The 25,799-nt window shown below is 65.4% G+C and carries 25 protein-coding genes; 13 read left to right on the plus strand and 12 right to left on the minus strand.

Annotated elements, in window-relative coordinates; translation table 11 throughout:
- Positions 1-24: 24 nt before the first annotated feature.
- The 3 genes from HH308_RS27110 to HH308_RS27120 are packed head-to-tail and all read right to left on the minus strand — an operon-like array spanning position 25 to position 3,027.
- Positions 25-1,077, minus strand: a complete 1,053-nt coding sequence (locus HH308_RS27110; RefSeq protein ID WP_170197406.1) for a beta-keto acid cleavage family enzyme — start codon at positions 1,075-1,077, stop codon at positions 25-27.
- Positions 1,078-1,132: 55 nt separating this feature from the next.
- The gene (locus HH308_RS27115; protein ID WP_170197407.1) at positions 1,133-2,032 is read right to left on the minus strand and encodes a TauD/TfdA dioxygenase family protein; all 900 of its coding nucleotides are present in this window, start codon (positions 2,030-2,032) and stop codon (positions 1,133-1,135) included.
- A gap of 20 nt (positions 2,033-2,052) precedes the next feature.
- Positions 2,053-3,027: a quinone oxidoreductase family protein gene (locus HH308_RS27120; RefSeq protein WP_170197408.1), complete on the minus strand. Its 975-nt coding sequence runs from the start codon at positions 3,025-3,027 to the stop codon at positions 2,053-2,055.
- A 124-nt stretch (positions 3,028-3,151) separates the two neighbouring features.
- Here HH308_RS27120 and HH308_RS27125 point away from each other — a divergent pair, with 124 nt between their 5' ends.
- On the plus strand, positions 3,152-4,210 hold the full coding sequence (locus HH308_RS27125; protein ID WP_170197409.1) for an AraC family transcriptional regulator: 1,059 nt from the start codon (positions 3,152-3,154) through the stop codon (positions 4,208-4,210).
- A 4-nt stretch (positions 4,211-4,214) separates the two neighbouring features.
- Positions 4,215-4,640 carry a hypothetical protein gene (locus HH308_RS27130; protein WP_170197410.1) on the plus strand — a complete coding sequence of 142 codons (426 nt, stop codon included), beginning with the start codon at positions 4,215-4,217 and terminating at the stop codon, positions 4,638-4,640.
- On the opposite strand, the gene HH308_RS27135 is transcribed toward HH308_RS27130, so the two are convergent.
- Both HH308_RS27135 and fgd read right to left on the minus strand, forming a co-directional pair.
- Positions 4,630-5,244: a hypothetical protein gene (locus HH308_RS27135; RefSeq protein WP_170197411.1), complete on the minus strand. Its 615-nt coding sequence runs from the start codon at positions 5,242-5,244 to the stop codon at positions 4,630-4,632. The genes HH308_RS27130 and HH308_RS27135 overlap by 11 nt on opposite strands.
- Before the next feature lie 23 nt (positions 5,245-5,267).
- Positions 5,268-6,284, minus strand: a complete 1,017-nt coding sequence (gene fgd, locus HH308_RS27140; RefSeq protein ID WP_170197412.1) for a glucose-6-phosphate dehydrogenase (coenzyme-F420) — start codon at positions 6,282-6,284, stop codon at positions 5,268-5,270.
- 164 nt (positions 6,285-6,448) lie between these two features.
- On the opposite strand from fgd, the gene HH308_RS27145 reads away from it, so the two are divergent.
- Positions 6,449-8,323 carry an ABC transporter ATP-binding protein gene (locus tag HH308_RS27145; RefSeq protein ID WP_170197413.1) on the plus strand — a complete coding sequence of 625 codons (1,875 nt, stop codon included), beginning with the start codon at positions 6,449-6,451 and terminating at the stop codon, positions 8,321-8,323.
- 50 nt (positions 8,324-8,373) lie between these two features.
- On the opposite strand, the gene HH308_RS27150 is transcribed toward HH308_RS27145, so the two are convergent.
- From HH308_RS27150 to HH308_RS27160, 3 genes are all read right to left on the minus strand, one after another.
- Positions 8,374-8,613: a hypothetical protein gene (locus HH308_RS27150; RefSeq protein ID WP_211188908.1), complete on the minus strand. Its 240-nt coding sequence runs from the start codon at positions 8,611-8,613 to the stop codon at positions 8,374-8,376.
- 61 nt (positions 8,614-8,674) lie between these two features.
- Positions 8,675-9,013, minus strand: a complete 339-nt coding sequence (locus HH308_RS27155; RefSeq protein ID WP_312870868.1) for a YidH family protein — start codon at positions 9,011-9,013, stop codon at positions 8,675-8,677.
- Between the two features lie 16 nt (positions 9,014-9,029).
- Positions 9,030-10,007 (minus strand): alpha/beta hydrolase, encoded by a 978-nt coding sequence (locus HH308_RS27160; RefSeq protein ID WP_170197414.1) that lies wholly within the window; start codon positions 10,005-10,007, stop codon positions 9,030-9,032.
- 278 nt (positions 10,008-10,285) lie between these two features.
- Here HH308_RS27160 and HH308_RS27165 point away from each other — a divergent pair, with 278 nt between their 5' ends.
- Positions 10,286-14,185 carry a Pls/PosA family non-ribosomal peptide synthetase gene (locus HH308_RS27165; RefSeq protein WP_170197415.1) on the plus strand — a complete coding sequence of 1,300 codons (3,900 nt, stop codon included), beginning with the start codon at positions 10,286-10,288 and terminating at the stop codon, positions 14,183-14,185.
- Between the two features lie 69 nt (positions 14,186-14,254).
- Here the strand turns inward: HH308_RS27165 and HH308_RS27170 are convergent, their stop codons facing one another.
- A complete protein-coding gene (locus HH308_RS27170; RefSeq protein WP_246284880.1) occupies positions 14,255-14,749 on the minus strand; it encodes a MarR family winged helix-turn-helix transcriptional regulator in 495 nt (164 codons plus the stop codon).
- A gap of 121 nt (positions 14,750-14,870) precedes the next feature.
- Here HH308_RS27170 and HH308_RS27175 point away from each other — a divergent pair, with 121 nt between their 5' ends.
- Together HH308_RS27175 and HH308_RS27180 are read left to right on the plus strand one after the other, a co-directional pair.
- A complete protein-coding gene (locus HH308_RS27175) occupies positions 14,871-16,511 on the plus strand; it encodes an MFS transporter (protein ID WP_170197416.1) in 1,641 nt (546 codons plus the stop codon).
- A gap of 37 nt (positions 16,512-16,548) precedes the next feature.
- Entirely contained in the window at positions 16,549-17,586 is a 1,038-nt protein-coding gene (locus tag HH308_RS27180; RefSeq protein ID WP_170197417.1) for an LLM class flavin-dependent oxidoreductase, read from the plus strand.
- A gap of 618 nt (positions 17,587-18,204) precedes the next feature.
- Here HH308_RS27180 and HH308_RS27185 read toward each other — a convergent pair.
- Entirely contained in the window at positions 18,205-18,618 is a 414-nt protein-coding gene (locus tag HH308_RS27185) for a DoxX family protein (protein ID WP_170197418.1), read from the minus strand.
- 178 nt (positions 18,619-18,796) lie between these two features.
- Between HH308_RS27185 and HH308_RS27190 the strand changes: the two genes are divergently transcribed.
- Both HH308_RS27190 and HH308_RS27195 read left to right on the plus strand, forming a co-directional pair.
- Positions 18,797-20,149, plus strand: a complete 1,353-nt coding sequence (locus tag HH308_RS27190; protein WP_170197419.1) for a M1 family metallopeptidase — start codon at positions 18,797-18,799, stop codon at positions 20,147-20,149.
- Positions 20,146-21,366 carry a lipopolysaccharide biosynthesis protein gene (locus tag HH308_RS27195; protein ID WP_246284881.1) on the plus strand — a complete coding sequence of 407 codons (1,221 nt, stop codon included), beginning with the start codon at positions 20,146-20,148 and terminating at the stop codon, positions 21,364-21,366. The genes HH308_RS27190 and HH308_RS27195 overlap by 4 nt, the downstream gene beginning before the upstream one ends.
- A gap of 39 nt (positions 21,367-21,405) precedes the next feature.
- Here the strand turns inward: HH308_RS27195 and HH308_RS27200 are convergent, their stop codons facing one another.
- Together HH308_RS27200 and HH308_RS27205 are read right to left on the minus strand one after the other, a co-directional pair.
- On the minus strand, positions 21,406-21,873 hold the full coding sequence (locus HH308_RS27200) for a hypothetical protein (RefSeq protein WP_170197421.1): 468 nt from the start codon (positions 21,871-21,873) through the stop codon (positions 21,406-21,408).
- 136 nt (positions 21,874-22,009) lie between these two features.
- On the minus strand, positions 22,010-22,852 hold the full coding sequence (locus HH308_RS27205) for a glycosyltransferase family 2 protein (RefSeq protein WP_170197422.1): 843 nt from the start codon (positions 22,850-22,852) through the stop codon (positions 22,010-22,012).
- 67 nt (positions 22,853-22,919) lie between these two features.
- Between HH308_RS27205 and ppgS the strand changes: the two genes are divergently transcribed.
- From ppgS to HH308_RS27230, 5 genes are all read left to right on the plus strand, one after another.
- Entirely contained in the window at positions 22,920-23,612 is a 693-nt protein-coding gene (gene ppgS / locus HH308_RS27210; RefSeq protein WP_170197423.1) for a polyprenyl-phospho-N-acetylgalactosaminyl synthase PpgS, read from the plus strand.
- 4 nt (positions 23,613-23,616) lie between these two features.
- The gene (locus tag HH308_RS27215) at positions 23,617-23,958 is read left to right on the plus strand and encodes a DUF2304 domain-containing protein (protein ID WP_170197424.1); all 342 of its coding nucleotides are present in this window, start codon (positions 23,617-23,619) and stop codon (positions 23,956-23,958) included.
- A 33-nt stretch (positions 23,959-23,991) separates the two neighbouring features.
- Positions 23,992-24,537, plus strand: coding sequence for a Uma2 family endonuclease (locus HH308_RS27220; protein WP_170197425.1), 546 nt, complete (start codon positions 23,992-23,994; stop codon positions 24,535-24,537).
- Between the two features lie 71 nt (positions 24,538-24,608).
- Positions 24,609-25,028: a VOC family protein gene (locus tag HH308_RS27225; protein ID WP_170197426.1), complete on the plus strand. Its 420-nt coding sequence runs from the start codon at positions 24,609-24,611 to the stop codon at positions 25,026-25,028.
- Between the two features lie 442 nt (positions 25,029-25,470).
- On the plus strand, positions 25,471-25,799 hold a 329-nt coding region (locus HH308_RS27230; RefSeq protein ID WP_170197427.1), incomplete at its 3' end, for a transposase.

Below are 25,799 nucleotides of genomic sequence, written 5' to 3' on the forward strand. Positions count from 1 at the left end.
CTCCTCGGCGTCGTATCTCGTCGATCAGGCGTGGCCGGTGAAGCCGACCTGGCCGGGTCGCCGATTGGGTGCATAACCGAGCCGAGAGAGCGTCTCCTCGGCGTCGCGGTAGGTCTCCCCGATGCGGTAGATGTCGCGCGCTTCCTTGCCGGTGGCCACCTCGCGTCCGAGTTCGTTTGCGACGCGGACCAATTGCTGGATCTGTTCGACGGACGTCATCTTCTCGCCCTTGCGCCCCCAGATGGTGTCCTCGTTACCGCAGCGGGTGTGCAGCCCCATAGCCATCGCCATCACGTTGACCGGCAGCACGCTGCGCATCAGCGTTTCCAGGGTGAGGCACGCGCCGTCGGGGACACGCTGAATGAAGTTCATGATGTTGTACGGGTTGGGGCCATCGAAGCCGCCGCCGATGCCGACCCAGGTGAGGTTCAATGGACCGGTGTAGACACCGCGCCGGATGAGGCGTTCGACTGTTTCGAGCTGCGGGATGCTCGACAGCTGGAAGTGCGGCTGAATTCCCTTGGCCTGCAAGCGACGCAGGTGCTCTTCGACCCATTGCGGGCCAGCCGGGACAGTCATCTCGCGGTATGTGTCGGCCAATTCGGGGCGTTCCATCGACGTTCCGGCGATGTCGTCCGGGGTCATCAGTTCCATGATGTTCATCTGGCTGGTGTTGATCGCGATGGTCACCTGATCGGGAGCGGGGTCGAGCTCGGCGAGCATGTGGCGAGTGTCGTCGGAGAGCCACTTGGCTTCTACGCCTTCGCCTTCCGGTGCGAATGAGATGGAGCCGCCCACCTGCAGGATCATGTCCGGCACCGCCTCACGCAGGCCGGCGAGGAGTTCGTTGAACTTGGACAGCCGCTTGCTGCCCTTGCCGTCGAGTTCGCGGACGTGGATGTGCAGCACCGTCGCGCCCGCCTCGTAGCAGTCGACGGCCTTCTGAACGTGCTCGTCCATGGTGAGCGGGAGGTCGTCCCGGAAGTCGTTGAGCTCCCATTCGGGGCCGTAGGGAGCGACGGTGATGACCAGCTTGTCCTGGTTCTCCGGGAACAGGGCGTCGTCGTGGAAGTGCATGATGTTCTCCTTGTGTAAGGGTGTGAAAACTGTTGGGGTGGTGGAAATTCGAGTATCAGAACGTCGGTTCGCCGACGATGCCCGCGCGTTCCATCTTGCGGACGCCGGGCCAGTAGTCCTGGACCGCGTAGTGCTGGGTGCAGCGGTTGTCCCAGATTGCGATGCTGTTCTCGGTCCAGCGCCAGCGGACCTGGTATTCGGGAATGGCTGCCTGACTGATCAGATAGCGCAAGAGGTCACCGGCACCGGGGGCGTAGTCGGCACCGAAGCGGACGTTGTCGTCGGTGTGGTAGTTGACGAAGTGGGTGGTGAATGAGTTGACGAAGAGGATCTTCTCGCCGGTGTCCGGGTGCGTGCGCACCACCGGATGCTCGGCGTCGGGGTAGCGTTCATGCAGCGAATGCCTTGCCTCCGTTGGTATCCGGGCGCCGAAGCTCGCTTCGATGCTGTGCCGGGCGCGTAGCCCGTCGATGCGGCGCTTCACGTCGTCGGGCAGTCGGCGGTAGGCCTCGACCATGTTGACCCAAATGGTGTCGCCGCCGACGCCGGGTGATTCGACGCAGCGCAGCACGCTGCCGAACGGCGGATTGGCCCGCCAGGTGGCGTCGCAGTGGAAGGAGTTCTCAAAGTGTTCGGCGGGGCTCGTGCGGTCCTTGTAGATGCGGACGAGTCCGGGATGGTCTGGATCGCTGGGCGCGACCGGGTGATCTTCCAGCGGACCGAATCGTCTCGCGAGGGCGACGTGCTCGGCACGGGTGAGGTGTTGGTCGCGGAAGAACAGTACTTTGTGCTGGACGAGGAGCTCGCGCAGCTGGGCGAACAGGGCGTCGTCGCGGGAGACCTCACCGAGGTCGGTGTCGTGGACTTCGGCGCCGAGCGAGCAAGTCAACCGCTCGACCCGGAACCTGTTGGTGGACTGATTGATTGAAGCCGGTGCGGGGAAAGTGGTGGTCATGATCGAGTACTCCGGTCGGGTCAGCAGGTGAAGACCGAGGAACCGACGCTGGTGCCGGCTTCCAGGTCGCGGTGGGCGGTGACGGCGTCGTCGAGGCTGTAGCGCTGATTGATGTCGATGGTGATGTCGCCTGCGGCGACGTGTCCGAACAGTTCGGCGGCGAGTTCCGCGCGTTCGGCAGGATCGGCGATGTAGTCGGCGAGGGCGGGACGGGTGACGTAGAGCGATCCCTTGGCAGCGAGGGAGAACGCGTCGATCGGCGGGATCGGGCCGGACGCGGTACCGAAGCACACCAGCAGACCGCGACGAGATAGGCAGTCGAGCGAGGTCGGCACGGTCGACTGCCCGATGCTGTCGAACACGACGGGTACGCCCTCGCCGGCGGTCAGCTCCCGAACTCGTTGCGCCACATCCTCTTCGGTGTAGACGATCACGTCGTCGCAGCCGTGCTCGCGAGCGACCTGCGCTTTGCGCTGCGATGAGACGGTGCCGATCACCTTGATGCCCAGAAGCCTGGCCCACTGGGTGAAGATCAGGCCGACGCCGCCTGCCGCGGCATGGAGCAGAACGGTGTCACCGGCGCTCAGCGGCCAGATCCGACGAAGCAAGTACGCGGTGGTGAGGCCACGCATCGTCATCGCCGCAGCGGTGTCGAACTCGATGGTGTCGGGCAGTGCGATGAGATGCGATGCCGGCATCACGCGCTCGGTGCTGTATGCGCCGAGCGGGCTTCCGGTGTAGGTCACGCGATCGCCGGGATGAAATCCGTCGAGACCGGCGCCGACCGCGGTGATCACTCCGGCACCCTCGACGCCCATTCCGGCCGGCATCGGCGACGGGTAGTAGCCGGTTCGGAAGTACGTGTCGGCGAAGTTGAGTCCGACCGCGTGATGAGTGATCCGAACCTCACCCGGCCCGGGTTCGCCGACCTCGGCCGCCTCCCATTTCATCACCTCGGGACCACCGGTTTCATAGAAGCGGACGGCTCTGGCCATTGCCTTCTCCCTTGTCTGTGCGTCTTGTCCGTGCTGTGTGATGTGACCAACAGTAGGGTTCAACTCTGGACACTGCTTATCTGTACGGGACACATTTCTATTCATTTGGGGACATACTGAAATCATGGCGAAACCTCTGGCCCGCTACGCGACGATGAGCACCTACCCCGCCGTCGCGCATTCCGTCGGTCTCGACCCCGCTCGGTTCATCCGCGACGTCGGCCTGAATCCATCCGGCATCGCGATGCCGGACCGCTGGGTTCCCGCGACGTCGATCGCCGAATTGCTGCATCGATCGGCGGTGGCGTCGGGCCACGACGATTTCGGCATCGCGCTCGCCGAACAGCGACGACTATCCGCACTCGGGCCGCTGAGCCTGGTAATCCGCGAGGAACCCGACGTGCGCAGCGCGTTGCGCATGTTGATGCGCTACGAGCACATGTACAACGAGGCCCTGCACATCACCATGTCCGAGGCCGATGGCCTTGCGACGCTGAAGCTTTCACTCGACGTCGGGTCCGACGTCCCCGTCGTGCAGTCGATCGACTTCGCGATCGGCGTACTCTGCCGCCTGATGCGTGATCTGCGCGGCGCGACGTGGTACCCACTGAGTGTCACGTTGCGCAGGTTCGCACCGCACGATCCCTCGACACACCATCAGATCCTCGGCCCGAACGTCAGCTTCGACGGGACCTTCGACGGACTGACCGTCTACGCCCGCGACCTCGATGCGCCCAATGCTCTGTCCGACCCCGAAATGCGTTCTTATGCAGCAGCATTCCTCGCATCGCTCGACGTCGAGCGACATGACCGCGCGACTGAGCGGGTTCGTCGCGTCGTCGAAGTCCTGCTACCCAGCGGCCGGTGCAGCGTCGTGCAGGTGGCGCGCAGTCTCGGCGTTGACCGTCGCACCGTTCATCGCCAATTGGCCTCCGAGGCAACGACGTTCACCTCGGTGGTGAACGACGTGCGGATGGGGATGGCGCGACACCTCGTCGGGCAGAAGCGCCATTCCCTCACCGAGGTCGCCGAGCTTCTGAGCTTCTCCTCCCCGGGCAACTTCAGCCGCTGGTTTCGCACTCAATTCGGTTGCAGCCCAACGCAATGGCGCAGCCGAAGCGGCGACGCCGAGAGGGCAGTTTCGGGTGCTTACACCCCCGGCACACAGCCGGCACTACCCTGACCTCATGATCCAGGACAGCAATGATGCGGCCGATCAGTTCGTCGACTCAGTCGTGATGCGCGACGTGACTGGGAACGCCCCTGACTTCAGCGCCGCGGACATCGACTTCATCCGCCAGCACCCCGAGGTCCTCGACAAGTTGGCCGACCCCCTCGAAATCAAACGCCGATACCTGTACGTGCTCTTCGTGGTCGCAGTCGCGATGGCGGCGACCTCCAAAATCGCGGAGTACACCGACGTCCTCGAAGGCTCGCGGGTAGCGCACGATCTCCTGACGAACGTGCTGTTCTCCGTGTCGATCGAACTGTTCGGCGCCGCAACTGTGGCCATCCTGCTGGAACTGGTCTTCGAAAAGCGTATCCAGCGCAATCAGGCACTGGTCCGCTCTTTCGTGGAGCAGGAGGATCGACGCGGTCGGACTACGGGGTAGTCGTTGTTGTCGTGGTGGTCGTCAGCGTCGGCGTAGTGGTGGGTGGGGTCACGCTGGGCACCTCGCGAGTGGACCGCGGCGGCTTGTTCGGACGCTCCGGGGCGGTGTAGGTCGGAGTCACCATCAGGGGATCCCGAGGTGGCCGCGTGTGGGTGGGTGTCGGCGGGCGGAAGGTGGGGGTCGTCGTGGTGGGCAGCGTCGGCGGCGGAAAGACCGATACGGTGAAGCCGCCCGCGCGGCTCACCCCGCCTCGGCCGCCGGTGAGCGTCGAACAGCGCACCCCATAGCTGTGAATTCCCGAACCGATGTTGTTGACTTGGACAGTTCCGGATTGGCCGGCAGATAGCCGGACCGCACCGATCACGCCGCCCTCCGACACCGTGCAGGTGAGGGTCGACGCGGTGGCTCCCGCAGCACGGAACGACACGACGAGGTCGCCGTCGGAGACCTGATAACTGCAATCGGGCGCTGGACCGGAACCCGACAGCGCACCACACGACCCGAACGAATCGGCGGAACCCGGCGTCGCCGCAACGGTGGCGGCTACGGCGCCGCCCAGAACCGCGACACCGCCGATCGCCCCCAGAACCGTGAGCTTACGCATGTCAAGCCCCTTTCGTAGGCTAGCTATACAGTTAGCTTACGCAGTCGGGGTTCGAGGTCGCGAGCGAAGTTGTCGAGGAACCGCCGCTGATCATGCCCAGGCGCATGGAACACCAGATGATTAAGCCCCGCATCGGTATAGAACTTCACCTTCTCCACCGCCTCATCAGGATCCGACGCCACAATCCACCGCTTCGCCACCTGCTCAATCGGCAACTCATCGGCAAGCCGCTCCATCTCCACCGACGAATTCACACTATGCTTCTGCTCCGGCGTCAACGACAACGGCGCCCAAAACCGCGTATTCTCCAACGCCAACGCCGGATCCGGATCATACGAAATCTTGATCTCAATCATCCGATCAATCGCATCGAAATCACGACCAGCCTTCGCCGCCCCCTCCTTGACTGCGGGAATCAGCTTCTCGGTATACAACTCCACCCCCTTACCCGACGTACAGATAAACCCATCCCCCGCCCGACCCGCATACCGCGCCACCACCGGACCACCCGCAGCCACATACACCGGAATCTGCCGCTCAGGAAGGTCATACATATACGCCCCCTGCGTGTGGTAGAACTCCCCGTCGAAATCAGTCTCCTCACCACTCCACAACGCACGCATCAACGCAATCGACTCCCGCAACCGCGCGAACCGCTCCTTGAACTCCGGCCACTCCCCCCGAAACCCGGTCGCATACTCGTTGAGCGCCTCCCCCGACCCCACACCCAACATGATCCGCCCCGGATACAAGCACCCCATCGTCGCGAACGCCTGCGCGATCACCGCCGGGTTGTACCGAAACGTCGGCGTCAACACCGACGTACCGATCTGCACCCGCGACGTCCGCTCACCCACCGCCGCCATCCACGCCAACGAAAACGGCGCATGCCCACCCTGATGCCGCCACGGCTGGAAATGATCACTCACCGTCACCGAATCCATCCCCGCACCCTCCGCGGCGACCGCGATCTCCACCAACTCCCGCGGATCGAACTGCTCCGCCGACGCCTTGAACCCGAGCTTCAATTCCTGCGACACCCGTTCCTCCTTGGAGTTGTTCCGCATTCGTTTGCGTGTGAGCAGGCACACGCGGCGATTAGTCACTCACAGTTCTACCCGCCCGCGGCCGCGCCCGGACAGGCAGCGTCCCGCGCAACCGTCGTCTTGACTTAAAGTTGACTTGAAGTTCTACCGTGATCGTCATGAGTATGGAATCGGTGGCCTGGGACACCATGTACAAATCGTCGACGTCCCCGACGCAGCGTCGACTGACCCGTGACAGCCGCACCACCCTGCGTCGAATCATGGGGTTCGTCGCACCGCACCGCGCCCGGATCACTGTATTCCTGCTGCTCAGCGTCGGCGCGGCGGTGCTCACAGTACTCACGCCGATTCTCGCCGGCCGCGTCGTCGACTTGATCACGGCGGGCGGACCGACCGCTGGGATCGTCTGGCTGGCCGTCGCCATCGCCGCGATCGCGTTGCTCGAGAGTGCGGTCAGCCTGGTCGTGCGGTGGCTGTCGGCGACCCTCGGCGAGGGGTTGATCTTCGATCTGCGGCGCACCGTGTTCGACCACGTTCAGCAGATGCCCGTCGCGTTCTTCACCCGGACGCGAACCGGCGCGCTGGTGAGCCGCCTCAACAACGACGTCATCGGCGCGCAGCGCGCATTCAGCGACACCCTGTCGGGCGTCGTATCCAACGCGGTCACGCTGTTGCTCACGGTGACGGTGATGGTGGCGATCAGTTGGCAGATCACGGTTCTCACGTTGATCCTGCTGCCGGTCTTCATCATTCCCGCGCGGCGGATGGGTTCGCGGATGGCCGCCCTGGCCCGCGAATCGGCGTCGTACAACGCGGCGATGTCGAGCCAGATGACCGAACGCTTCTCCGCCCCCGGTGCGACGCTGGTGAAACTGTTCGCCCGCCCGGCCGACGAATCGTCGGAATTCGCCGAACGCGCCGAACGCGTCCGCGACATCGGCGTACGGCGCGCGATGTTGCAAGCAGTGTTCTTCAACGCATTGATGCTGGTCAGCGCATTGGCGTTGGCGTTGGTGTACGGACTCGGCGGGTATCTCGCCGTGCGCGGGACGCTGGAAGCAGGAGCGGTGGTGTCGATGGCGCTGTTGTTGACCCGGATGTACGCGCCGCTGACCGCGCTCGCCAATGCGCGTGTGGAGATCATGAGCGCGCTGGTCAGTTTCGAGCGCGTCTTCGAGGTGCTCGACGTCGAGCCGCTGATCGCCGACAAGCCCGGCGCCGTCGACGCACCCGACGGCCCGGCGTCGTTGAGCTTCGTCGACGTCGACTTCGCCTATCCCAGTGCGGACAAGGTGTCCCTCGCATCGCTGGAAGAGGTTGCGCAACTTGATAATCGGGGCGGCGAGCAGGTGATCGACGGAGTCACCTTCACCGTCGAGCCGGGCAGAATGCTCGCGCTGGTGGGAAGTTCGGGAGCGGGCAAGTCGACGATCGCTCAGCTCGCCACCCGCCTGTACGACGTCGATGCCGGGTCTATCCGATTGAACGACAACGATATTCGCGATCTCACCGCGGCATCGTTGCATCGTCGGGTCGGTCTGGTCACCCAGGACGGCCATCTGTTCCACGACACCGTCCGGGCAAATCTGTTGCTGGCCAACCCTTCCGCGACCGACGCCGATATCGACGAGGCGCTGCGGCGGGCACGTCTTCACGACGTGATCGCGTCGCTGCCCGAGGGACTCGAAACCGTCGTCGGCGAACGAGGCTACCGATTGTCGGGCGGCGAGCGGCAGCGGTTGACCATCGCGCGCATGCTGTTGGCGGCACCGTCGGTGGTGATCCTCGACGAAGCGACGGCTCATCTCGACTCGACGTCGGAGGCGGCGGTACAGGCCGCGCTCGCCGAGGCCCTGGCCGGCCGGACGTCGATCGTCATCGCACACCGATTGTCGACGATCCGCGACGCCGACGAGATCGTCGTGCTGGAGGAGGGTCGCGTGGTCGAGCGTGGCCGCCACACCGCGCTGCTCGCCGCGGGCGGCAGGTACGCGGAGCTCTACCACACGCAGTTCGCCGATCAGGCTGCATAGCGCGACGTCGCGCCGGGTGCCGCCGGGCAGCAACCCGGCGGTCGACGGCCCTATTTCGCCGGCTTCGCCTTGGCCCGCAACTTGCGCAACTGGAGCACCACGAAGACGATGTTGACGACGATCACGACGATGCCGAACGCGACCCAGAGCCACTGATGGTTGCTCCACCAGGTGCCGAAGGTGAGTAGTCCGACGAAGACCATCAGGATCACCGATCCGACTATGGTTGTGATCGCGGAGACTCGTTGGGCGGCGACGATCGCTCCAGGGTTGAGGCCACCTCGGCTCATCGGGCTGTGTCCTTTCCAGTGGGTGTTGGGAGTTTCATCGTTTCTGCGGCGCTACGCATGCTCACACCCCGCTGAGGGCCAGCGTGATCACCAGCGCGCACGCGAGTACGACGATGGCTCCGATCAGCAGGAAGACCGCCGTCGAAGCGGGCATCGGGCCGTGTCCGGCCATCGATCGGGTGGTCTTGCGCCAGCGCAGTCCACCGGTCACCGCGACGGCGGAACCGAGGAGCACCATGAAGATGCCCAGCGTGTACTTGATCGCCGGGTGCGCGATCTCCGGTGACACGTAGATCAGGCCGACGCCACCCGCGAGGAGCCCCAGGGCGGTCCGGATCCAAGCGAGAACCGTCCGTTCGGCGGCCAGCGTGAACCGGGCGTCGACGCTACCCGGCGGCACCTGCGTGGGTTCGCCGTCAGCCGGTGAGCTCCTGCGATTCGTCGACAGAACTGCGGGCCTCTCTTATCGCCTCGGCCGCGAAAGAGGCGACGGCCTCGATCGCGTGCGTCACCTCCGGGTGACCGGTCGGGGCCAGCACGGGGAACGCATGTACCTGCCAAGAATAGCTGTGCACCAGTGCCCGAACACCCGCCGCGTCGAGCCGCTCGATGAATTCGATGACGTCGGGCTCGACCATCTCGTTCTGCGCGGTGATCATGACGGTTGGCGGGAACAGCGCGGCATCGACTGTGTTGATCCGCCGCGTACCGGCGAATGGGATTGGGCCCCAATCGAATTTGGGCGCGAGCATTGCCATCTTGGACTGCGGCAGATAGGCATCCGAACGGCTGCTGCGGTCGGGATTGGTGCCGAGGTCGAGGTCGAGCAGTGGTGAGATGCCGATCATCGCCACCGGTGGGGTGAGTCCGTTCGCCGCGGCGAGTTCGACGATCTTGCCGCACAGGAAGCCGCCCGCGGAGTCGCCGGCGATGACGATCTTCCGGTAACCGCGTTGTTCGACCAACTCCTGATAGGCGGAGTAGGCGTCGTGCACCGAGGTTCCTACGCCGCCCGCGGGGAGTTGTCGGTAGGAAAGCGAGAACACCGGGAGCTCGGCGTAGCGGCACAACCGCGTGGTGACCGATCGGTGCGTCGACGGACCACCAACGACGAAGGCACCGCCGTGCAGATACAGGATCGCGGTGTCATCGTCGCGGCGGCTCGGTCCGTTGGGCAGCATCAGGTCGGCCGGGCGCCCGGCGAGAGTGAGCGTGGAGAAGACCACCGAGCGCGGCTGCGGCGCGAACCCGGCGAACCGGTCGATCAGGCAGAGCTGCTTCATCCAGGCGTCCGTCAGCGGATACAGCGCCAGCAACGGCTTGAGAAAGGCGCGCGCTCCGAGCCATATCGGGAACGACACTGCGCTGGGCTTCCGATGCGCCACGATGGGCATTGCTCAACTCCGACCTGTCGACGACCGCACTTGCGAACTTCGTCGACGAAATTACACCCTGTGACTTTGTTCACAGCGCAAGCCCTGGGCGCGACACGCGGCAGCCCCGACGTCGCGTCTCATCTGCGCTGATCGGGCGCACGTGGGGCACAATGAGAACGCTGAACTCCGACCTGAGAGGACCATCGTGAGCGTCTGCCCGCGTTCACCAGCGCATCACGTCGTGGTCGTATCCAACGGTTATAGTTCACCGCCCGTGTCGAGAGTTAGGCGGTAAGTTGCCCGATAGTCCCGCGATTCCTGCGCAGTACCTGCTGTCCGGCCACGCGAGTGCGCCGCGAACGCTCGTCGACATCTTCGCTGAGACGACGAAACGGTTTCCGGACGCACCGGCACTCGACGACGGTGAAGGCACCCTCACATACTCGCAGGTATCGGCGCTGATTCGACGCTCCGCCGCACGGTTCAGCGCAGCCGGCATCGGGCGCGGATCACGCGTGGGCATCCGCATGCCGTCGGGCAGCCGCGACCTCTATCTCGCCATCTTGGCGACGCTGCAGGCCGGCGCCGCTTACGTGCCGGTCGACGCCGACGACCCGCCGGAGCGCGCGGACCTGGTGTTCGGCGAGGCCAAGGTCGATGCGATCGTCACCGCTGACGGAATCCACCGAGTGCGCGACGGCGAGATGGGCGAGCTCGTCCCCGAGACTGCCGCGAGCATCGTCGCACGACCGACGCCCGAGGACGACGCGTGGATCATCTTCACCTCGGGATCGACCGGAACGCCGAAAGGTGTTGCGGTGACTCACCGTAACGCCGCGGCCTTCGTCGACGCCGAGGCGAAGATGTTCCTCGTCGACGATCCGATCGCCCCCGGCGACCGTGTGCTCGCCGGGCTCTCCGTCGCCTTCGACGCGTCGTGCGAGGAGATGTGGCTGGCGTGGCGCCACGGCGGCTGCCTGGTGCCTGCGCCGCGATCACTCGTCCGCAGCGGCATGGACCTCGGCCCGTGGTTGGTCCAGCGCGACATCACTGTCGTCTCGACGGTCCCCACCCTCGCGTCGCTCTGGCCGCCGGAGGCGCTGGAGGAAGTCCGCCTGTTGATCTTCGGCGGCGAGGCGTGCCCACCGGAACTCGGTGAGCGACTCGCCGTCGACGGCCGCGAGGTGTGGAACACCTACGGCCCCACCGAGGCAACCGTCGTCGCGTGTGCGGCGCCGCTCGACGGGACGCTGCCGGTCCGGATCGGATTGCCGTTGGCCGGTTGGGATCTCGCCGTCGTCGATGCGCAGGCTCAGCCGGTGGCGGTCGGCGAGATCGGCGAGCTCGTCATCGGCGGCGTCGGGCTGGCCAGGTACCTCGATCCGGTCAAGGACGCCGAAAAGTATTCGCCCATGCCGAGTTTGGGCTGGGAACGCGCCTACCGAAGTGGCGACCTGGTCCGCCTCGACGAGGAGGGGCTGGTCTTTCAGGGGCGCGCCGACGACCAGGTCAAGGTCGGCGGGCGCCGCATCGAACTCGGTGAGATCGACAATGCGCTGCAACACCTTCCGGGGGTGGCCGGTGCGGCGGCCGCCGTCCGCAAATCGGCCGCGGGCAATAGTCTGCTGATCGGCTACCTGGTCTCCGCGGACCCCGACTTCGACGTTGCCGCCGCGCATGCCGCGCTGGCCGAGCAGTTGCCCGCCGCAATGGTGCCGCGCCTTGCGCTCGTCGACGAATTGCCAACGCGCACTTCGGGAAAGGTCGACCGCAACGCGCTGCCGTGGCCGCTGCCGAGCACCTCCGACGCCGACACCGGTGACCTGACCGACACCGAGGCATGGCTGGCGGAGCAGTGGACCAACGTGCTGGGCGTCCAAGTCACCGATGCCGGCGCCGACTTCTTCGCCGAGGGCGGCGGGTCGTTGTCCGCGGCACAGCTGGTGACGGCGATCCGCGAACGACACCCGGAGATCACCGTCGCCGAGCTCTACGACCATCCGCGGTTGGGTTCGCTCGCCGAGATGCTCGACGAACTCACGCCGACCGAGGAAGTGGAGCCACGTTACGTCGCGCCGACCCCGCGTCGTACCGGCATCGTCCAGTTGCTCGCGTCGGTGCCGCTGACGACGTTGACGGGCTTTCAGTGGGCCACCTGGCTCGGTGTGGTCAACAACATCGGCGCGTGGGCAGCGCGGCGCGCCGACATCGACGTCCCGTGGCTCAACACCGTGAACTGGTGGGCGCTGCTGGCAGCCTTCCTGGTCTTCATCACCCCGCCCGGCCGGATGGCGATCGCCGCGATCGGCGCCCGACTGCTGATGCGCGGCGTGACGCCCGGCGCATATCCGCGCGGCGGCAGCGTTCACGTCCGACTCTGGGTGGCCGAACGCCTCGTCGAAGCCAGTGGCGCGGCCAATCTCTCGGGGGCGCCCTGGATGATCCATTTCGCCCGCGCGATGGGATCGTCGATCGGCAGCGGCGTCGACCTGCACACCACTCCCCCGGTGACCGGCATGCTGACCATCGGCGATTTCGCTTCGATCGAGCCCGAGGTGGATCTCACCGGCTGGTGGATCGACGGCGACGTGGTCCACATCGGCACCATCGACATCCGCGACGGCGCGACGGTCGGCGCGCGCTCGACGCTGCTGCCGGGCGCCGTCGTCGGGCGCCAATCCGAAGTCGCGGCCGGTTCCGCGGTCATCGGCAAGGTGAAGGCCCGTCAGCACTGGGCCGGGTCGCCTGCGGTGAAGGCAGGCAAGGCCGAGCATCGGTGGCCCGCCGAACGACCCAAACGCCGCGGCTACTGGGTGAGTCTGTACGGACTGTCGTCGCTGGTCCTGGCGTCGATCCCACTGATCTCGCTCGGTGCGGGGCTGGCCGTGCTCGGGGCATGGTCGTTGTCGGCCGTCCGGTTGCAGTCGGTCGCGATCCGATCGTTGATTCTGCTGCCGGCAGCGACCTTGGTCAGCCTCGGCGTCTACGCCACGATCACCGCGGTCTTCGTGCGCCTGCTGTCGGTCGGGCTCACCAAGGGCTACCACCCGGTGCGATCGCGGGTGGGCTGGCAGGTCTGGATGACCGAGCGCCTGCTCGACGCCGCGCGGACGTACCTGTTCCCGCTCTACGCGAGTCTGCTGACCCCGGTGTGGTTCCGGATCCTCGGTGCGAACATCGGCAAGGGCACCGAGATCTCGACAGCGCTGGTTCTGCCGAAGTTCACCACCGTCGCCGACGGCGCCTTCCTCGCCGACGACACCATGGTGGCGTCGTACGAACTCGGCGGCGGCTGGATGCACATCGACGAGGCGAAGGTCGGCAAGCGCTCGTTCCTGGGCAACTCCGGCATCACCGGGCCGGGACGCAAGGTCCCCAAGAACAGTCTCGTCGCGGTGTTGTCGGCGACGCCGGACAAGGCGAAGTCGGGGTCGAGCTGGCTCGGTTCACCACCGGTTCGCTTGCGGCGCACCACAACTGAGTCGGACACCTCACGGACCTTCGATCCACCGATGAAACTCAAGGTGGCCCGCGCGACAGTGGAGACGATGCGGCTGATCCCGGTCATGGTGTCCTTCGGGCTGGGCGTGTTCATGCTGTTGGGCCTGCAGTACATCGGTTCGCAGGCGAGTGTGTGGGTGGCGGCTGCGGTCAGCGGACTGTTGCTGTTGGTGGCCGGCGCCGCGGCCTGCTGCATCGCCGCTGCGGCGAAATGGATTGTGGTGGGCCGTATTCCGGCGTCGGAGCATCCACTGTGGAGTTCTTTCGTGTGGCGCAACGAGCTGTCGGATGCGTTCGTAGAGACCGTCGCCGCACCGTGGTTCGCGAACGCGGCGACCGGCACGCGGGTGCTCAACATCTGGCTGCGGCTGCTGGGCGCGAAGATCGGCCACGGCGTGTGGTGTGAAACCTATTGGCTGCCCGAGGCCGACCTGGTGACCCTCGGCGACGGCGCCAACGTCCAGCGCGGCTGCGTGGTGCAGACGCACCTCTTCCACGACCGCGTGATGTCGATGGACGAGGTGGTTCTGGAGAAGGGCGCGACACTCGGACCGCACTGTGTGGCGTTGCCCGCGGCCGGCCTCGGCGAGGCCGCAACGGTGGGCCCGGCGTCGTTGGTGATGCGCGGCGACGTCGTGCCCGCGTACACCCGGTGGCAGGGCAATCCGATCGCGCCGTGGCCGACGAAGAGGTGACAGACCCCCGCCAGGAAGAATCGACGGTGACCGATCGGCGTCGGGATCGATCGACGAATTCGGTGTGAGTTACCCCTCCGACTTCGGCAGGTGTTCTGAGCTGAAGCGCTGCATCGTCGAGTGGAGTTCCTCGAGGAGGACGACGAGCCGGCCGACGTCTTCGGGCTGATACTTGTCCATCACCGCGGCGAGGGCCACCTCCAGCGGATCGAAGAAGGCGTCCGCGGTCGCCTGAATGCCCGGCGTGGAGTGCAGGGTGACGACCCGGCGGTCGACGTTCTCGCGACTTCGGCGGATGTGCCCCGCGGATTCCAGGCGGTTCAAGAGAGTCGACGTCGCACCCGAGGTGAGGCCGATTCGCTCACTGAGCCGCGCAGGCGAGATCGGCTGCCCCTGCTCTTCGGCACGGAGGATCTCGATCAGGGCGATCGCGTCCGTGGAGTACAGCCCCGCGCTCGCCGCAAACGCGCGACCGACGCGGTCATACCCCTCGCCGTAAGCGCGCAGCGCGCCGTTCATCCGCGCGCGGTGATCACCGTCCGGGCTGCTGCTCGTGGCATCCATGAACGTCCCTTCCGGCCCAGCGTCGGGCCCAGCACACGCAGAGTATCACTTGCCACAAAGTTACTTCATGATTATATTACTTCGCTATAAAGGTATTTCTTCGAGAACTTAGGAGTCCGTAGTGGCGATTTCATCAGGTGCGCGACGCTGGATCGGATTGATCGCGGTCGCACTGGGGGTGGCGCTGATCGTGATGGACACCACGATCGTCAACGTGATCACCCCTTCCGTCATCGACGACCTGGGCATCGACGCAACCCAGGCGCAATGGATCCAGGAGGGATACACGATCGTCTTCGCCGCCCTCCTTCTCGTCGCGGGGCGCATCAGTGACCTCTGGGGTGCGAAGAGGTTGTTCCTCACCGGGTCGGTCTTCTTCGGGGCGACGAGCGTCTTGGCCGGTCTCGCATGGAATGGCGAGACGCTTGTCGCCGCCCGCTTCCTGCTGGGCGTCGGCGCCGCCGCTATCTTGCCGACGTCGCTGGCGCTGCTGAATCACATGTTCACCGGTAAGGCGCGCGGCATGGCCTTCGCCGTCTGGGGCACGACCATCGGTGCCGCAACAGCGGTCGGCCCGGTTCTCGGCGGTTGGCTGTCGGAGGAATCGACGTGGCGGTGGGCGTTCGGCCTCAACGTGCCGCTCGTGATCGTCATCCTCGCCGTCGGCGTGACGTTCCTCACCGAGTCGACCCGCTCCACCGGCGGTGTCGACGTGATCAGTGCGATCCTCTCCGTTCTCGGCCTCGGCCTTGCGGCATTCGGCCTGGTTGAGGGGCGCACATACGGGTGGATCATGTCGAAGGAGCCGTTCGACGTGTTCGGCGCGACGTGGGACTCCGGGCTCTCGCCCGCATTCGTGGCGCTGGTGCTCTCGGTACTGCTGATGGGCGTGTTCGTCCGGCGGCAGATCATCATCAGCCGCGGTGGCGGCAAGCACGACCCGCTGATGGACATGAAGCTGTTCTCCATCACCTCGTTCCGCAACGGCAACTTCGCCACCGTGATCATCGGCCTCGGCGAGTACGGCATCATCGCGGTGCTTCCGCTCTGGCTGCAGTTCACACTCGGGTTCACTGCTCTGGACGCGGGCGCGACGCTCGTCGTCATCGCGGTCGGTAGCTTCGCCGCGAGCATCATCAGCTTCCCGCTCGCCGACAGCGGAAAGGCGACAGCTCTCGACCTCGTGCGCGGCGGACTGGTCCTGGAGGTACTGGGACTTGCCGGCCTCGGCGTCGTGGCTTGGGCGACCGATGCGAATTGGTGGTTCATCGCCGCCGCCCTGTTCGTCTACGGAGTCGGTGTGGGACTTGCGACCGCACAGGTCACCAACGTGGTTCTGGAAGAGATTCCGGAGAGCGAGGGCGGGCAGGGATCTGCGATCCAGAGCACCTTCCGTCAGCTCGGCTCCGCGCTCGGCATCGCCATTCTCATGACCGTGTTCTTCTCGACGCTCAGCACTACTCTGCACGACAAGCTGGTCGACATGGGGCTCGCCCCGGCCGACGCGACGCGGTTCAGCGACGGCGTGACCGACAGCGCGGGGGCGGCGATCCACTCCCTCACCCAGAATCCGGCGACCGCTCAGATCGGCGACGCCGCCCAGTCCGCGATGTCCCAGGCACTCGCCTTCGGCTCGTTCCTCGGCGCGGGCTTCCTCGTCCTCGGACTTCTTGCCACACTGTTCATCCCGAACAACACGATGAGCGACGATGTGGCGTCGGACGACGAGCGGGACCGCACGCCGTCGCCGACGAAGCAGTGACGGAATACCCCCTTCATGCATCGACGTTGGTCGGTGCATGAAGGGTTTCGGTTTCCTGAGTTTCGGCCACTACCGCAACGGTTCGTCGGTCGGCGCGCGCGAGATGATCCGTGACGCAGCCGACATCGGCGTCGGCGCCGACGAATTGGGTGTGAACGGAGCCTATTTCCGCGTGCATCACTTCGCCACTCAGCAGGCGTCGCCGATTCCGCTGCTGAGCGCGATCGCGGCCAAGACACGCTATATCGAAGTCGGCACCGGCGTCATCGACATGCGCTATGAGAACCCGCTCTATCTCGCGGAAGAGGCTGCGGCGCTTGACTTCATCGCCGATGGGCGGATCGCGCTCGGGATCAGCCGGGGGTCGCCGGAACCGGCCGACCGCGGCTGGGAATCGTTCGGGTACAACGGATCCGCCGATCCCCGCGGCGCCGATATCGCCCGCGACAAGTTCGATCTGTTCCTGCGGGCCATCGACGGCGAACCGATCGCGCCCGCGGCGTCGGGCGGCGCACCGCTGCGCGTCGAACCACACGCGCCCGGCCTGCGCGAGCGCATCTGGTGGGGTTCGGCGAGCAGCGATACCGCGGAATGGACTGGGCGACAAGGACTCAACCTGATGTCGTCGACGCTGGTGTTCAGCGACACCGCGCGACCTCTGCACGAGGTGCAGACCGAGCAGATCGAGCGGTATCGTGCCGCGTACGCCGCCGCCGGGCACACTCGACCACCCCGAGTCTCGGTGAGTCGCAGCATCTTTCCCGTCGTCAGCGCCCAGGACGCGCAGCTGTTTGCGGTGCTGGGTGCACGCGAAGGGCATGACGGTTTCGGGATGATCGACGGCCAGACCGCGACATTCGGGAAAACCTATGTGGGAGAACCGGATCAGCTCATCGAGGCACTGCGCGCCGACACCGCGGTGACGGCCGCGGATACGCTGATGCTGACCATCCCGTCGCAGCTCGGCGTCGACGCGAATCTGCGGATCCTCGAATCGTTCGCTCGGCACGTGGCACCGGAGTTGGGTTGGAAACCGAACACCGCGGGACCCGTCGTCGGGTATCCCGCGGCGTAGGCAATCTCATCCCTGCGCGTCAGCCCGTGAGGAGTGTCGCGTCTAGTGGTGTGTAGCGGTGAAGAGCTGTATGACGTTGCGTTCCTCTGCCGGTTGAGCCTGGATTCGCCGACGACGGGCCCTATCCGCCGGTTGAGCCGCGAGGAGCGTAAGCGCGCCGTACTGAGCGAGGCGCTAGCCGAGTCGAAGTGACGAGCGTGTCGAAACCCCTGTACCACAATGCATTTGATGGTGGCGCACGTGTCGAACTGTGGTGGTATCGAACATCGAGGCGTGGGCACCAGTAGGGTGCACACGCGTCACTTGCCGGGTGACATCGCCGATATTGGCGCGGACCGTCGAAAGTCGTTGTGGCTGAGAGGTTTCGACACGGACTCGGCTAGCGCTACTTCGACTCGGCTAGCGAAATGGGTCCGCCATCGGTAGATCCAGGTTGAGCGAGCGGAGCGAATCGAAACCCCACTGGCCGGGCAATGACAAACCCCTCGGCGTCACAGTGGTTTCGGCTCCGCTTCGCCTCGCTCAACCAACAGGATGCGGCGAAGCAGGGTGCGCGCAAGTATCAATATGATTAGGCGCGACACCCTGCTAGAGGGCTCCGCAGACGTCACATCGACGTCAGTCCTGGCGCTGCCAGCGGAAGAGGTAGTTGTCCAGGGCCGCGAAGCCGGGCTTGGCGAAGCCGATGGCGAGCGAGGCCGCGACGAGCGACAGAACCAGTTCGTAGCCGCCGTCGGATGCCCAGAAACCGGCGTCCCAGTGGGCATAGGCCATGGCACCCAGCATGTCGGCCGAGAGCAGAATGCCGACGAGCGGCAGCAGCAGCCCGAGCACCAGCGCGATGCCGCCGATCAGCTCCACCCACGTCGCGTACTGTGCGGCCAGGCCGGGCGCCGGGATGCCCATCGCGGAGAAGCCCTTCTCCACGTTCGAGATTCCGTTGGTGTGCAGCTTCTGCCAGCCGTGCATGATGAAGACGAAGCCAAGGATCAGGCGCGCCACGAGTAAGGCGACACTGCGGATGGCGGTCATATGGGTAATCCTCTTTCGACTAAACTTGTGGGCGTCTTTTCGGTGGTGGTACGCGGCGTGGGATGACCTCGCCGAGTACTCTTTAGGTGCCGCGACGCCGGTGAGCGCCACGAAATAGCGTGCGCCCCGCGCGAGCGGGGATGATCCTGTTTTCAAGGCCGACATCGAAGGAGAATGGGTGCCAGAAAAATTGGGCCGACGATCACTGCATCAGCCCCTTCTCGGTGCGCCCGCTGATCTCGTGGACCCGTACTTGCCCAACAACGGCAACCTGGGGTACCGCATCTCTCGCTACGATCTCGAACTCTCGTATAAAGTAGCGGCAAATCGCTTGGTTGTCACGTCAACCATTACCGCGGCGTCATATCGCCTGCTGAAGACTTTCTCGCTCGACCTCGCTACGACGATGAGCGTGGCCCGCGTGAGCGTCAACGGACACCGCGTGCGCTACACCCATCGGCGCAACAAACTGACCATCACTCCACAGAACGCGATCGAGCCCGGCGGCGCCATGTCGGTGGTGATTCGATGTTCGGGCAACCCCACCCCGATCAGGGGCAAATGGGGCGAGGTCGGCTGGGAGGAACTCTCCGAGGGCGCCTTGTGCGCCAACCAGCCCAACGGCGCGGCGTCGTGGTTTCCGTGCGACGACCACCCGATCTCGAAGGCCAGCTACCGCTTCACCATCACCACCGATTCGCCGTTCTACGCGCTGGCGAACGGGGTTCTGCAGTCCAAGCGCGTGAAAGCGGGGCAGACGACCTGGGTGTACGAGCAGGTCGAACCGATGGCCACCTACCTGGCGTCGGTGCAGATCGGCCCGTACCGCCTCAAGAGTCTCGCCGAACATCCGGTACCGACGAAAGCTGTTCTGCCGCAACGGCTGATGTCGACCTTCGACGTCGACTTCGGCAGACAGCTGGACATGATCGAGACATTCGCGGAGATGTTCGGGCCCTACCCGTTCCCGCAGTACACGGTAGTCGTCACCGACGATCCGCTGGAGATTCCGATTGAGGCGCAAAGCTTTTCGATCTTCGGCGCCAACCATTGCGACGGCACCCGAGACTCCGAACGCCTCGTCGCACATGAGTTGGCCCATCAGTGGTTCGGCAACTCGGTCACGCTGGCCCGCTGGCGCGACATCTGGCTGCACGAGGGCTTCGCCTGCTACGCCGAATGGCTGTGGAGCCAGCGCAGCGGAGGTCGCAGCGCCGACGAATGGGCCCGGCACTACTACTCGAAACTCGCGGCGCGGCCGGTGTCGGTCCCGCTGTCCGATCCGGGACCCGGACAGATGTTCGACGATTGGGTGTACAAACGCGGCGCGATCACACTGCACGCTCTGCGACTGACGATCGGTGACGGCAACTTCTTCGCCCTGTTGCGCCGGTGGACCGAGAAATACCGCTACGGGTCGGTGACCACCGAAGATTTCACGACGCTCGCGGCCGGATTCTCGTCGACGTCGTTGACCGCGCTCTGGCAGGCATGGCTGCATCAGCCCGCGCTGCCCCCGTTCCCCCAATGAGTTCGGGCGGCAATCTACGGCAGGTCACACTCGCGACGGTGATCGCCGCGGCGTCGGGGTACGTGGTGCTGCTATTGGCCGCGCGGCAACTGGGCGCGGCGTCGTATGCGAGTTTCGCGGTGTTCTGGGCGGCCTACGGCATTGTCACCGGCGCTCAGAACGGACAGCTGCAGGAGACGACGCGGGCAATTCGAAGCGGCGCCGAGTCCGGTTCCAGGAGACCAGGTTTCTGGCGCCGCCCGCTCGGCGTCAACGTGGCCATCGGTCTGGGATTGGCCTTGATCGTGGCCGCGACGTCGGGTCTGTGGGCGCCACACGTCTTCGACGCCGACGTCGGGTTGTCGGTGGCGCTGCTGACGGTCGGCGTCGCGAGCTTCGCGGTCTACGCGCATCTGTCGGGCGCGTTGTCGGGGACACTGTCGTGGCGGACGTTTGCGGCGCTGTTATCGTTCGACGCACTGATCCGTCTGGCGGGCGCCGTCACCGCTTTCGCAATGGGTCTGTCGCTCAACGCTTTTCTGGTCATCACGGTGATCGGGTCGGTGTCGTGGATGCTCGCGCTCGGCGGGTCGTCGACGGCGCGGCGGGTGATCGGACTCGACGCCGACGTTGCGGCGCAAACGTTTACGATCAACACGCTGACGGCGATGGCCGCAGCGCTCGCCAGCGCCGTCCTGGTGATGGGCTTCCCGGTGCTCATCCGGATCACGGCTCCCGGCTCCGACGACGCCGCGGTGATCGGTGCGGTGATCCTGGCCGTCACCTTGACGCGCGCCCCGTTGCTGGTGCCGCTCAACAGCTTTCAGGGCGTACTGATCACCCGTTTCGTCGACCGGCGCACCAGATTGGCTGCGGCGCTGGGTATTCCGCTCGCCGCTGTCCTCGGAGTCGGCTTGGTCGGGGCGATAGCGGCGTGGGCCGTCGGGCCGTGGCTGCTGACGACGGTCTTCGGCGGCGGTTACCATCTCCCGGGAATCACGTTGGCGTGGTTCACGATCGGCGCGACGATGCTCGCATCGTTGACGATCAGCGGAGCATGCGTGCTCGCCGTCGGCGAGCACCGCTGGTTCGCGCTGGGATGGTGGCTGGCCACCGCGGCGTCGATCGGACTGCTATTCGTGCCGCTCGGCGTTCAGGGGCGAGTGGCCGTCGCGCTGATCGTCGGGCCGATCGTCGGCGTCGGCGTGCATATCGCGGGCAGCCTCCGGGCGTCGTGAGACGCTCCCCGCGAAGCGATCTTCGCGGGGAGCGCGAGTTCACCAGAGGTCGTAGCCGACGTTGGCGTTGGGGTAGTGGCTGGAGATGTTGGTGTGGATCCAGTAGTTGCCCGCGTGGTTGCCGGAGACCCCGGTGAATTGGGTATTGACGTTGTGGCTGCTGTCGTGGATTTCGTAGTTGGCGACGGGGCCGCCGAGGCCGACGCGGTATTGGGCGTTGACGGTGAGTTGGTTGGCGAATGGTGCGGTGGCGGTGATGGTTTCGCTGGTGCCGGGGGCGAGGCGGGTTTTGGGGGCGTTGACCCAGCTGCCGCCTTGGCCGGGGGTGGCGCCGATGAGGTATTGGGTCTTGTCGGTGTGGTTGGTGAGGGTCATGGCGACGGTGGGCTCTCCGGGACGGGTGATGGGCATGGTGCCTGCGGTGGCGGCGCCGGCCAGACCGAATCCGAGGACGGTGGCGGCGCCGAGTCCGGCGAGTCCGGCGGTGATGCGGTGAGTGGTCTGCATGGTGTCTCCCGTGGTGTGAGTGTGTGTGTCGCTTGCGGCGATGACACTTACTGTGCCGGGTTTGCGCCGGGTGCGGATTCCGCCGACCGGCTGATCGGCCGGTGGATCACCACCTCCCCCGATCAGGGGACACGGCTTACCGTCTGATCTTCGACGCCGCCGCCGACGCCCGCTGCGTCAGTTGATTGAGCCGCGACGTCGCGTGGATCTTCGCGGCCCGCGCGGCCTTGGGCCACCCCAATTCACGTAACCTCGTCGCCTGTTCTGCGAAGAAGCGGTTCTCCTCGTCGAACCTGCGGCCGTCGACCGCCTGCACCGAACTGACCGACCCGCTGTGCCTGCGATAGGCGAACACGACCGTCGGGTCGTAGACGAGTGCCCCGCCGGCGACCGTGAGGTCGATCAACAGGGCAAGGTCGAGCACGACGTCGAAACCGGTGCGAAATCCAACGTCGCGGACCTCGGCGGTGCGCCACAGCAACGCCGGAAAATACGTCCAGTTGCCGTGAAAGAGGCTGGCCGCCAACGGTTCTCCGGACAGGACCGTCGCATGCGCAGGCGCGAGTCGCTTCTTGATCCGGTCGCCGAGCGGCGAGACGGGACGCCCGGCGTCGTCGATCACCTCGACGCCGGGCTGGATCACCACGGCGTCGGGATTCACGTGCGCGAGCCTGCGCACCGTCGCGAGGTAGTCCGGGGCCATCACGTCGTCGCAGCCCATCACGACGAAGTAGTCGGCGTCGGCGAGGTCGACGCAGCGTCGAAAATTGCCGTTCACACCGAGGTTGACGGTGTTGCGCCGGTAGACGATGCGCGGATCGTCGAGCGCCGTGAGCCAGTCGGCGGGCTCGGGGTCGGGATAGCAGTCGTCGACGACGACCATCCGCCAGTCGACGTCGGTTTGGTCGACGACGCTGATCACCGCCTGCTTGAAGTGCCCGACGTCGCCGTAGAAGGGCATCATCACGTCGATCGTCACCTGGCCAGCGTAGTGGGCGGGCGCGCTGATGCGAACTCGGCAGGTGCCGCGCGATAGGGTGGTCGGCATGACCGCTGCCAACTCCGACGTCTGGTTGGTGGTGCCGGTGTACAACGAGGGCCCGGTGATCCGCGAGGTCATGACCGACGCCGCTCGAACCTTCCCGAACATCGTCTGCGTCGACGACGGCAGCCGCGACGACTCGGCCGCCGAGATCAAGGCCTCCCCCGCACGACTGGTCCAGCATCCGGTCAATCTCGGGCAGGGCGCGGCGATCCAGACCGGCGTCGAATACGCACGGGCACAGCCCGGCGCCGCGTTCTTCGTCACCTTCGACGCCGACGGCCAACACCAAGTCGACGACGTCGTAGCGATGATCGATCGGCTTCGGACCGAACCCCTCGACATCGTCGTCGGGACGCGATTCGCCGACGGCCGCAGTGAGTCCGTGCCGCTCATCAAGCGCATCGTGCTGCGGACCGTGGTGATGCTGAGTTTCCGGACCCGGCGGTTGGGGCTGTCCGACGCCCACAACGGGTTGCGCGCCTTCAACAAGACGGTCGCCGACGACCTCGACATCCGCATGAACGGGATGGCCCACGCGTCGGAGTTCGTCGCACTGATCGATCACCACAAGTGGCGGGTCGCCGAGCAGCCGGTGACCATTCTCTACACCGACTATTCGCGGGCCAAGGGACAGTCGCTGATCAACGGCGTCAACATTCTGGCCGACGGCATGCTGCACGGCCGCAGGAGGTGACCCGATGATCTGGTTTCAGATTCTGTCGTTGCTGGTGATCGTCGCGCTCGTCGGGTTCTTCATGGCCAACCGCGGGACCGCGAGATCGTCGGCGGGGGTGAAACTGCTGTTCGTCGCGTTCGTCGTGTTCGGCGTGTACGCGATGCTGCGGCAGAACGACGTGACGTGGGTGGCGAACAGACTCGGCATTCAGCGTGGCCTGGATCTGGTGTTGTTCCTGCTGGTCATCGCCTTCGCCTTCACGACCGTATCGACGTATCTGCGGTTCCGCGATCTGGAGATCCGCTACGCACAGCTCGCGCGAGCCATCGCCTTGCAGAACGCACGGTCGGAGAACGAGGAATAGTTGAGGCACGTGGTCGGCGGGTACTCTCGAACCATGGCCGCTCCACTTCCATATCGTCTCCTGAGCTTGGACGATTGGCGCGCGCTGCCCGAAGACTCGGCGGGGAGGACCGAGTTGATGGAGGGGGTGCTGATGATGTCTCCGCGTCCGAGGTTGAGGCATGCCGACGCGTCGGTGAGTGTGATCCTCCAGTTGGCACCGCAGCTGCCGACAGAACTGAAAGTCGTCGCCGAGGTCGAAGTCGACATCGACGTGCACTATCCGCCGACCGTTCGGGTCCCCGACCTTCTCGTGTGCCGACGCGATATAGGCGACCGCCGCTCGCTGGATCCCGCCGACGTCGTCCTGGCGATCGAAATCGTCTCACCTGGCTCACGACGGACCGATCACGTCGTCAAACGCAGCGAGTACGAAGAAGCGGGAATCCCGTTCTACTGGATCATCGATCTCGACCACGAGCCCGTCCTGACGGCACTCGCGCTGACCGACTCCGGCTACACCGCGACCATCGCCACCCACGACTACCTCTGCGACAAGCCCTTTCCGGCCCGCATAGATCTTTCCGCATTGATCGCGTAGGCTGCGTGCAGCGTCGCGTGTCGATGACGGACTGCGTCAGACATGGAGGCGTCGAATCTGAAAGATCCACCGTGAGTGTCACTTTCAACCACACCATCATCGTCAGCGCCGACCGCGATGCGTCCGCCGACTTCTATCGAGAATTGTTCGACCTCGCCGAAGGGCCGTCGTGGGGCCCGTTCCGCAACCTCCTGCTCGACGACGCCGTCGAGACCCAAGCGAGTGGGCCGACTCGATCCCGAACCGGCGCGATGCTCCAGTTCGCTTCTCCCCCAGTTGATTTCATCCAACCGCAGCACTACGCCCTGCTGGTCGACGATGCGACGTTCGACCGCGCGATGAATCTGTTGCGCGGCAAGGGCATTGAGCACTGGGCCGACCCCCAGATGTCCCGCCCCGGCGAGATCAACACCGAGCACGGTGGTCGCGGCGTCTATCTCCGCGATCCGAGCGGACACTTCCTCGAGTTCACGACCGCGCCGTATTTGTGAGCGCGCGGGTTGCATCCGTTCGACGTACGTGGCTGATCGAATGCCGTCGCGCGAGGAACGAGCCCGACGGCGTACCTGGCTGATCGAGTGCCGTCGCGCGAGGAACGAGCCCGACGGCGTATCGAGATCACGTGAGACGCCATACTCGACGCAACCACCACTGCGATCATGTTCTCGGTCAAGTGAGTTCTTCTCTGCCACTGCACTTTTCGGGTGGCGATCGGAGTTCGTGTCACCGGGTCTCGATACGCCGGTGCGCTCGCACGACGGCTACTCGACCACCCACCGGGGAGCGCGCTCGCTGCGCTCGGACTCAACCTGGATCCACCAATGGCGGACCTATTTCGCTGGTTGAGCCGGACGAGCGCCGTGCTGAGCGAGGCGCTAGTAGTACTTTGTTAGCTCGGCGTGTCGGCTTGACACTCGAGCGCGGTTCCAGTCCATGCTGGAATCCTTTGTGGCTGAAGTATTTTCATCGTTGCCTCGATCGGATCAACGGGTGAAGGCGCAGTTGTACACGCGTGGGTTGCTGATGGACGGGCAACGCAAGTCGATGCAGCCGATGGCGCACCGACTCGACGTCGATCATCAACAATTGCAGCAGTTCATCACCACCTCACCGTGGCCGGTACGTCCGGTACGTAAAGCGTTGGCCCACAAGGCGATCGAGTTGATCGGCGCGCACGTCTGGGCCATCGACGATGTCGGTTTTCCCAAGGAGGGCGTCCACTCGCCCGGCGTGGCGCGCCAGTACTCCGGCGCGCTGGGCAA

Origin of the sequence: Gordonia asplenii (assembly GCF_012933505.1) — a bacterium.
GTDB lineage: Bacteria > Actinomycetota > Actinomycetes > Mycobacteriales > Mycobacteriaceae > Gordonia > Gordonia asplenii.

Excerpts from the sequence above, each read along its gene's own strand:
- HH308_RS27110 (WP_170197406.1), bottom strand. The coding sequence starts at position 1,077 with ATGCACTTCCACGACGACGCCCTGTTCCCGGAGAACCAGGACAAGCTG.
- HH308_RS27115 (WP_170197407.1), bottom strand. The coding sequence starts at position 2,032 with ATGACCACCACTTTCCCCGCACCGGCTTCAATCAATCAGTCCACCAAC.
- HH308_RS27120 (WP_170197408.1), bottom strand. The coding sequence starts at position 3,027 with ATGGCCAGAGCCGTCCGCTTCTATGAAACCGGTGGTCCCGAGGTGATG.
- HH308_RS27125 (WP_170197409.1), top strand. The coding sequence starts at position 3,152 with ATGGCGAAACCTCTGGCCCGCTACGCGACGATGAGCACCTACCCCGCC.
- HH308_RS27130 (WP_170197410.1), top strand. The coding sequence starts at position 4,215 with ATGATCCAGGACAGCAATGATGCGGCCGATCAGTTCGTCGACTCAGTC.
- HH308_RS27135 (WP_170197411.1), bottom strand. The coding sequence starts at position 5,244 with ATGCGTAAGCTCACGGTTCTGGGGGCGATCGGCGGTGTCGCGGTTCTG.
- HH308_RS27145 (WP_170197413.1), top strand. The coding sequence starts at position 6,449 with ATGAGTATGGAATCGGTGGCCTGGGACACCATGTACAAATCGTCGACG.
- HH308_RS27150 (WP_211188908.1), bottom strand. The coding sequence starts at position 8,613 with ATGAGCCGAGGTGGCCTCAACCCTGGAGCGATCGTCGCCGCCCAACGA.
- HH308_RS27160 (WP_170197414.1), bottom strand. The coding sequence starts at position 10,007 with ATGCCCATCGTGGCGCATCGGAAGCCCAGCGCAGTGTCGTTCCCGATA.
- HH308_RS27170 (WP_246284880.1), bottom strand. The coding sequence starts at position 14,749 with ATGGATGCCACGAGCAGCAGCCCGGACGGTGATCACCGCGCGCGGATG.
- HH308_RS27180 (WP_170197417.1), top strand. The coding sequence starts at position 16,549 with ATGAAGGGTTTCGGTTTCCTGAGTTTCGGCCACTACCGCAACGGTTCG.
- HH308_RS27185 (WP_170197418.1), bottom strand. The coding sequence starts at position 18,618 with ATGACCGCCATCCGCAGTGTCGCCTTACTCGTGGCGCGCCTGATCCTT.
- HH308_RS27195 (WP_246284881.1), top strand. The coding sequence starts at position 20,146 with ATGAGTTCGGGCGGCAATCTACGGCAGGTCACACTCGCGACGGTGATC.
- HH308_RS27200 (WP_170197421.1), bottom strand. The coding sequence starts at position 21,873 with ATGCAGACCACTCACCGCATCACCGCCGGACTCGCCGGACTCGGCGCC.
- ppgS (WP_170197423.1), top strand. The coding sequence starts at position 22,920 with ATGACCGCTGCCAACTCCGACGTCTGGTTGGTGGTGCCGGTGTACAAC.
- HH308_RS27215 (WP_170197424.1), top strand. The coding sequence starts at position 23,617 with ATGATCTGGTTTCAGATTCTGTCGTTGCTGGTGATCGTCGCGCTCGTC.
- HH308_RS27220 (WP_170197425.1), top strand. The coding sequence starts at position 23,992 with ATGGCCGCTCCACTTCCATATCGTCTCCTGAGCTTGGACGATTGGCGC.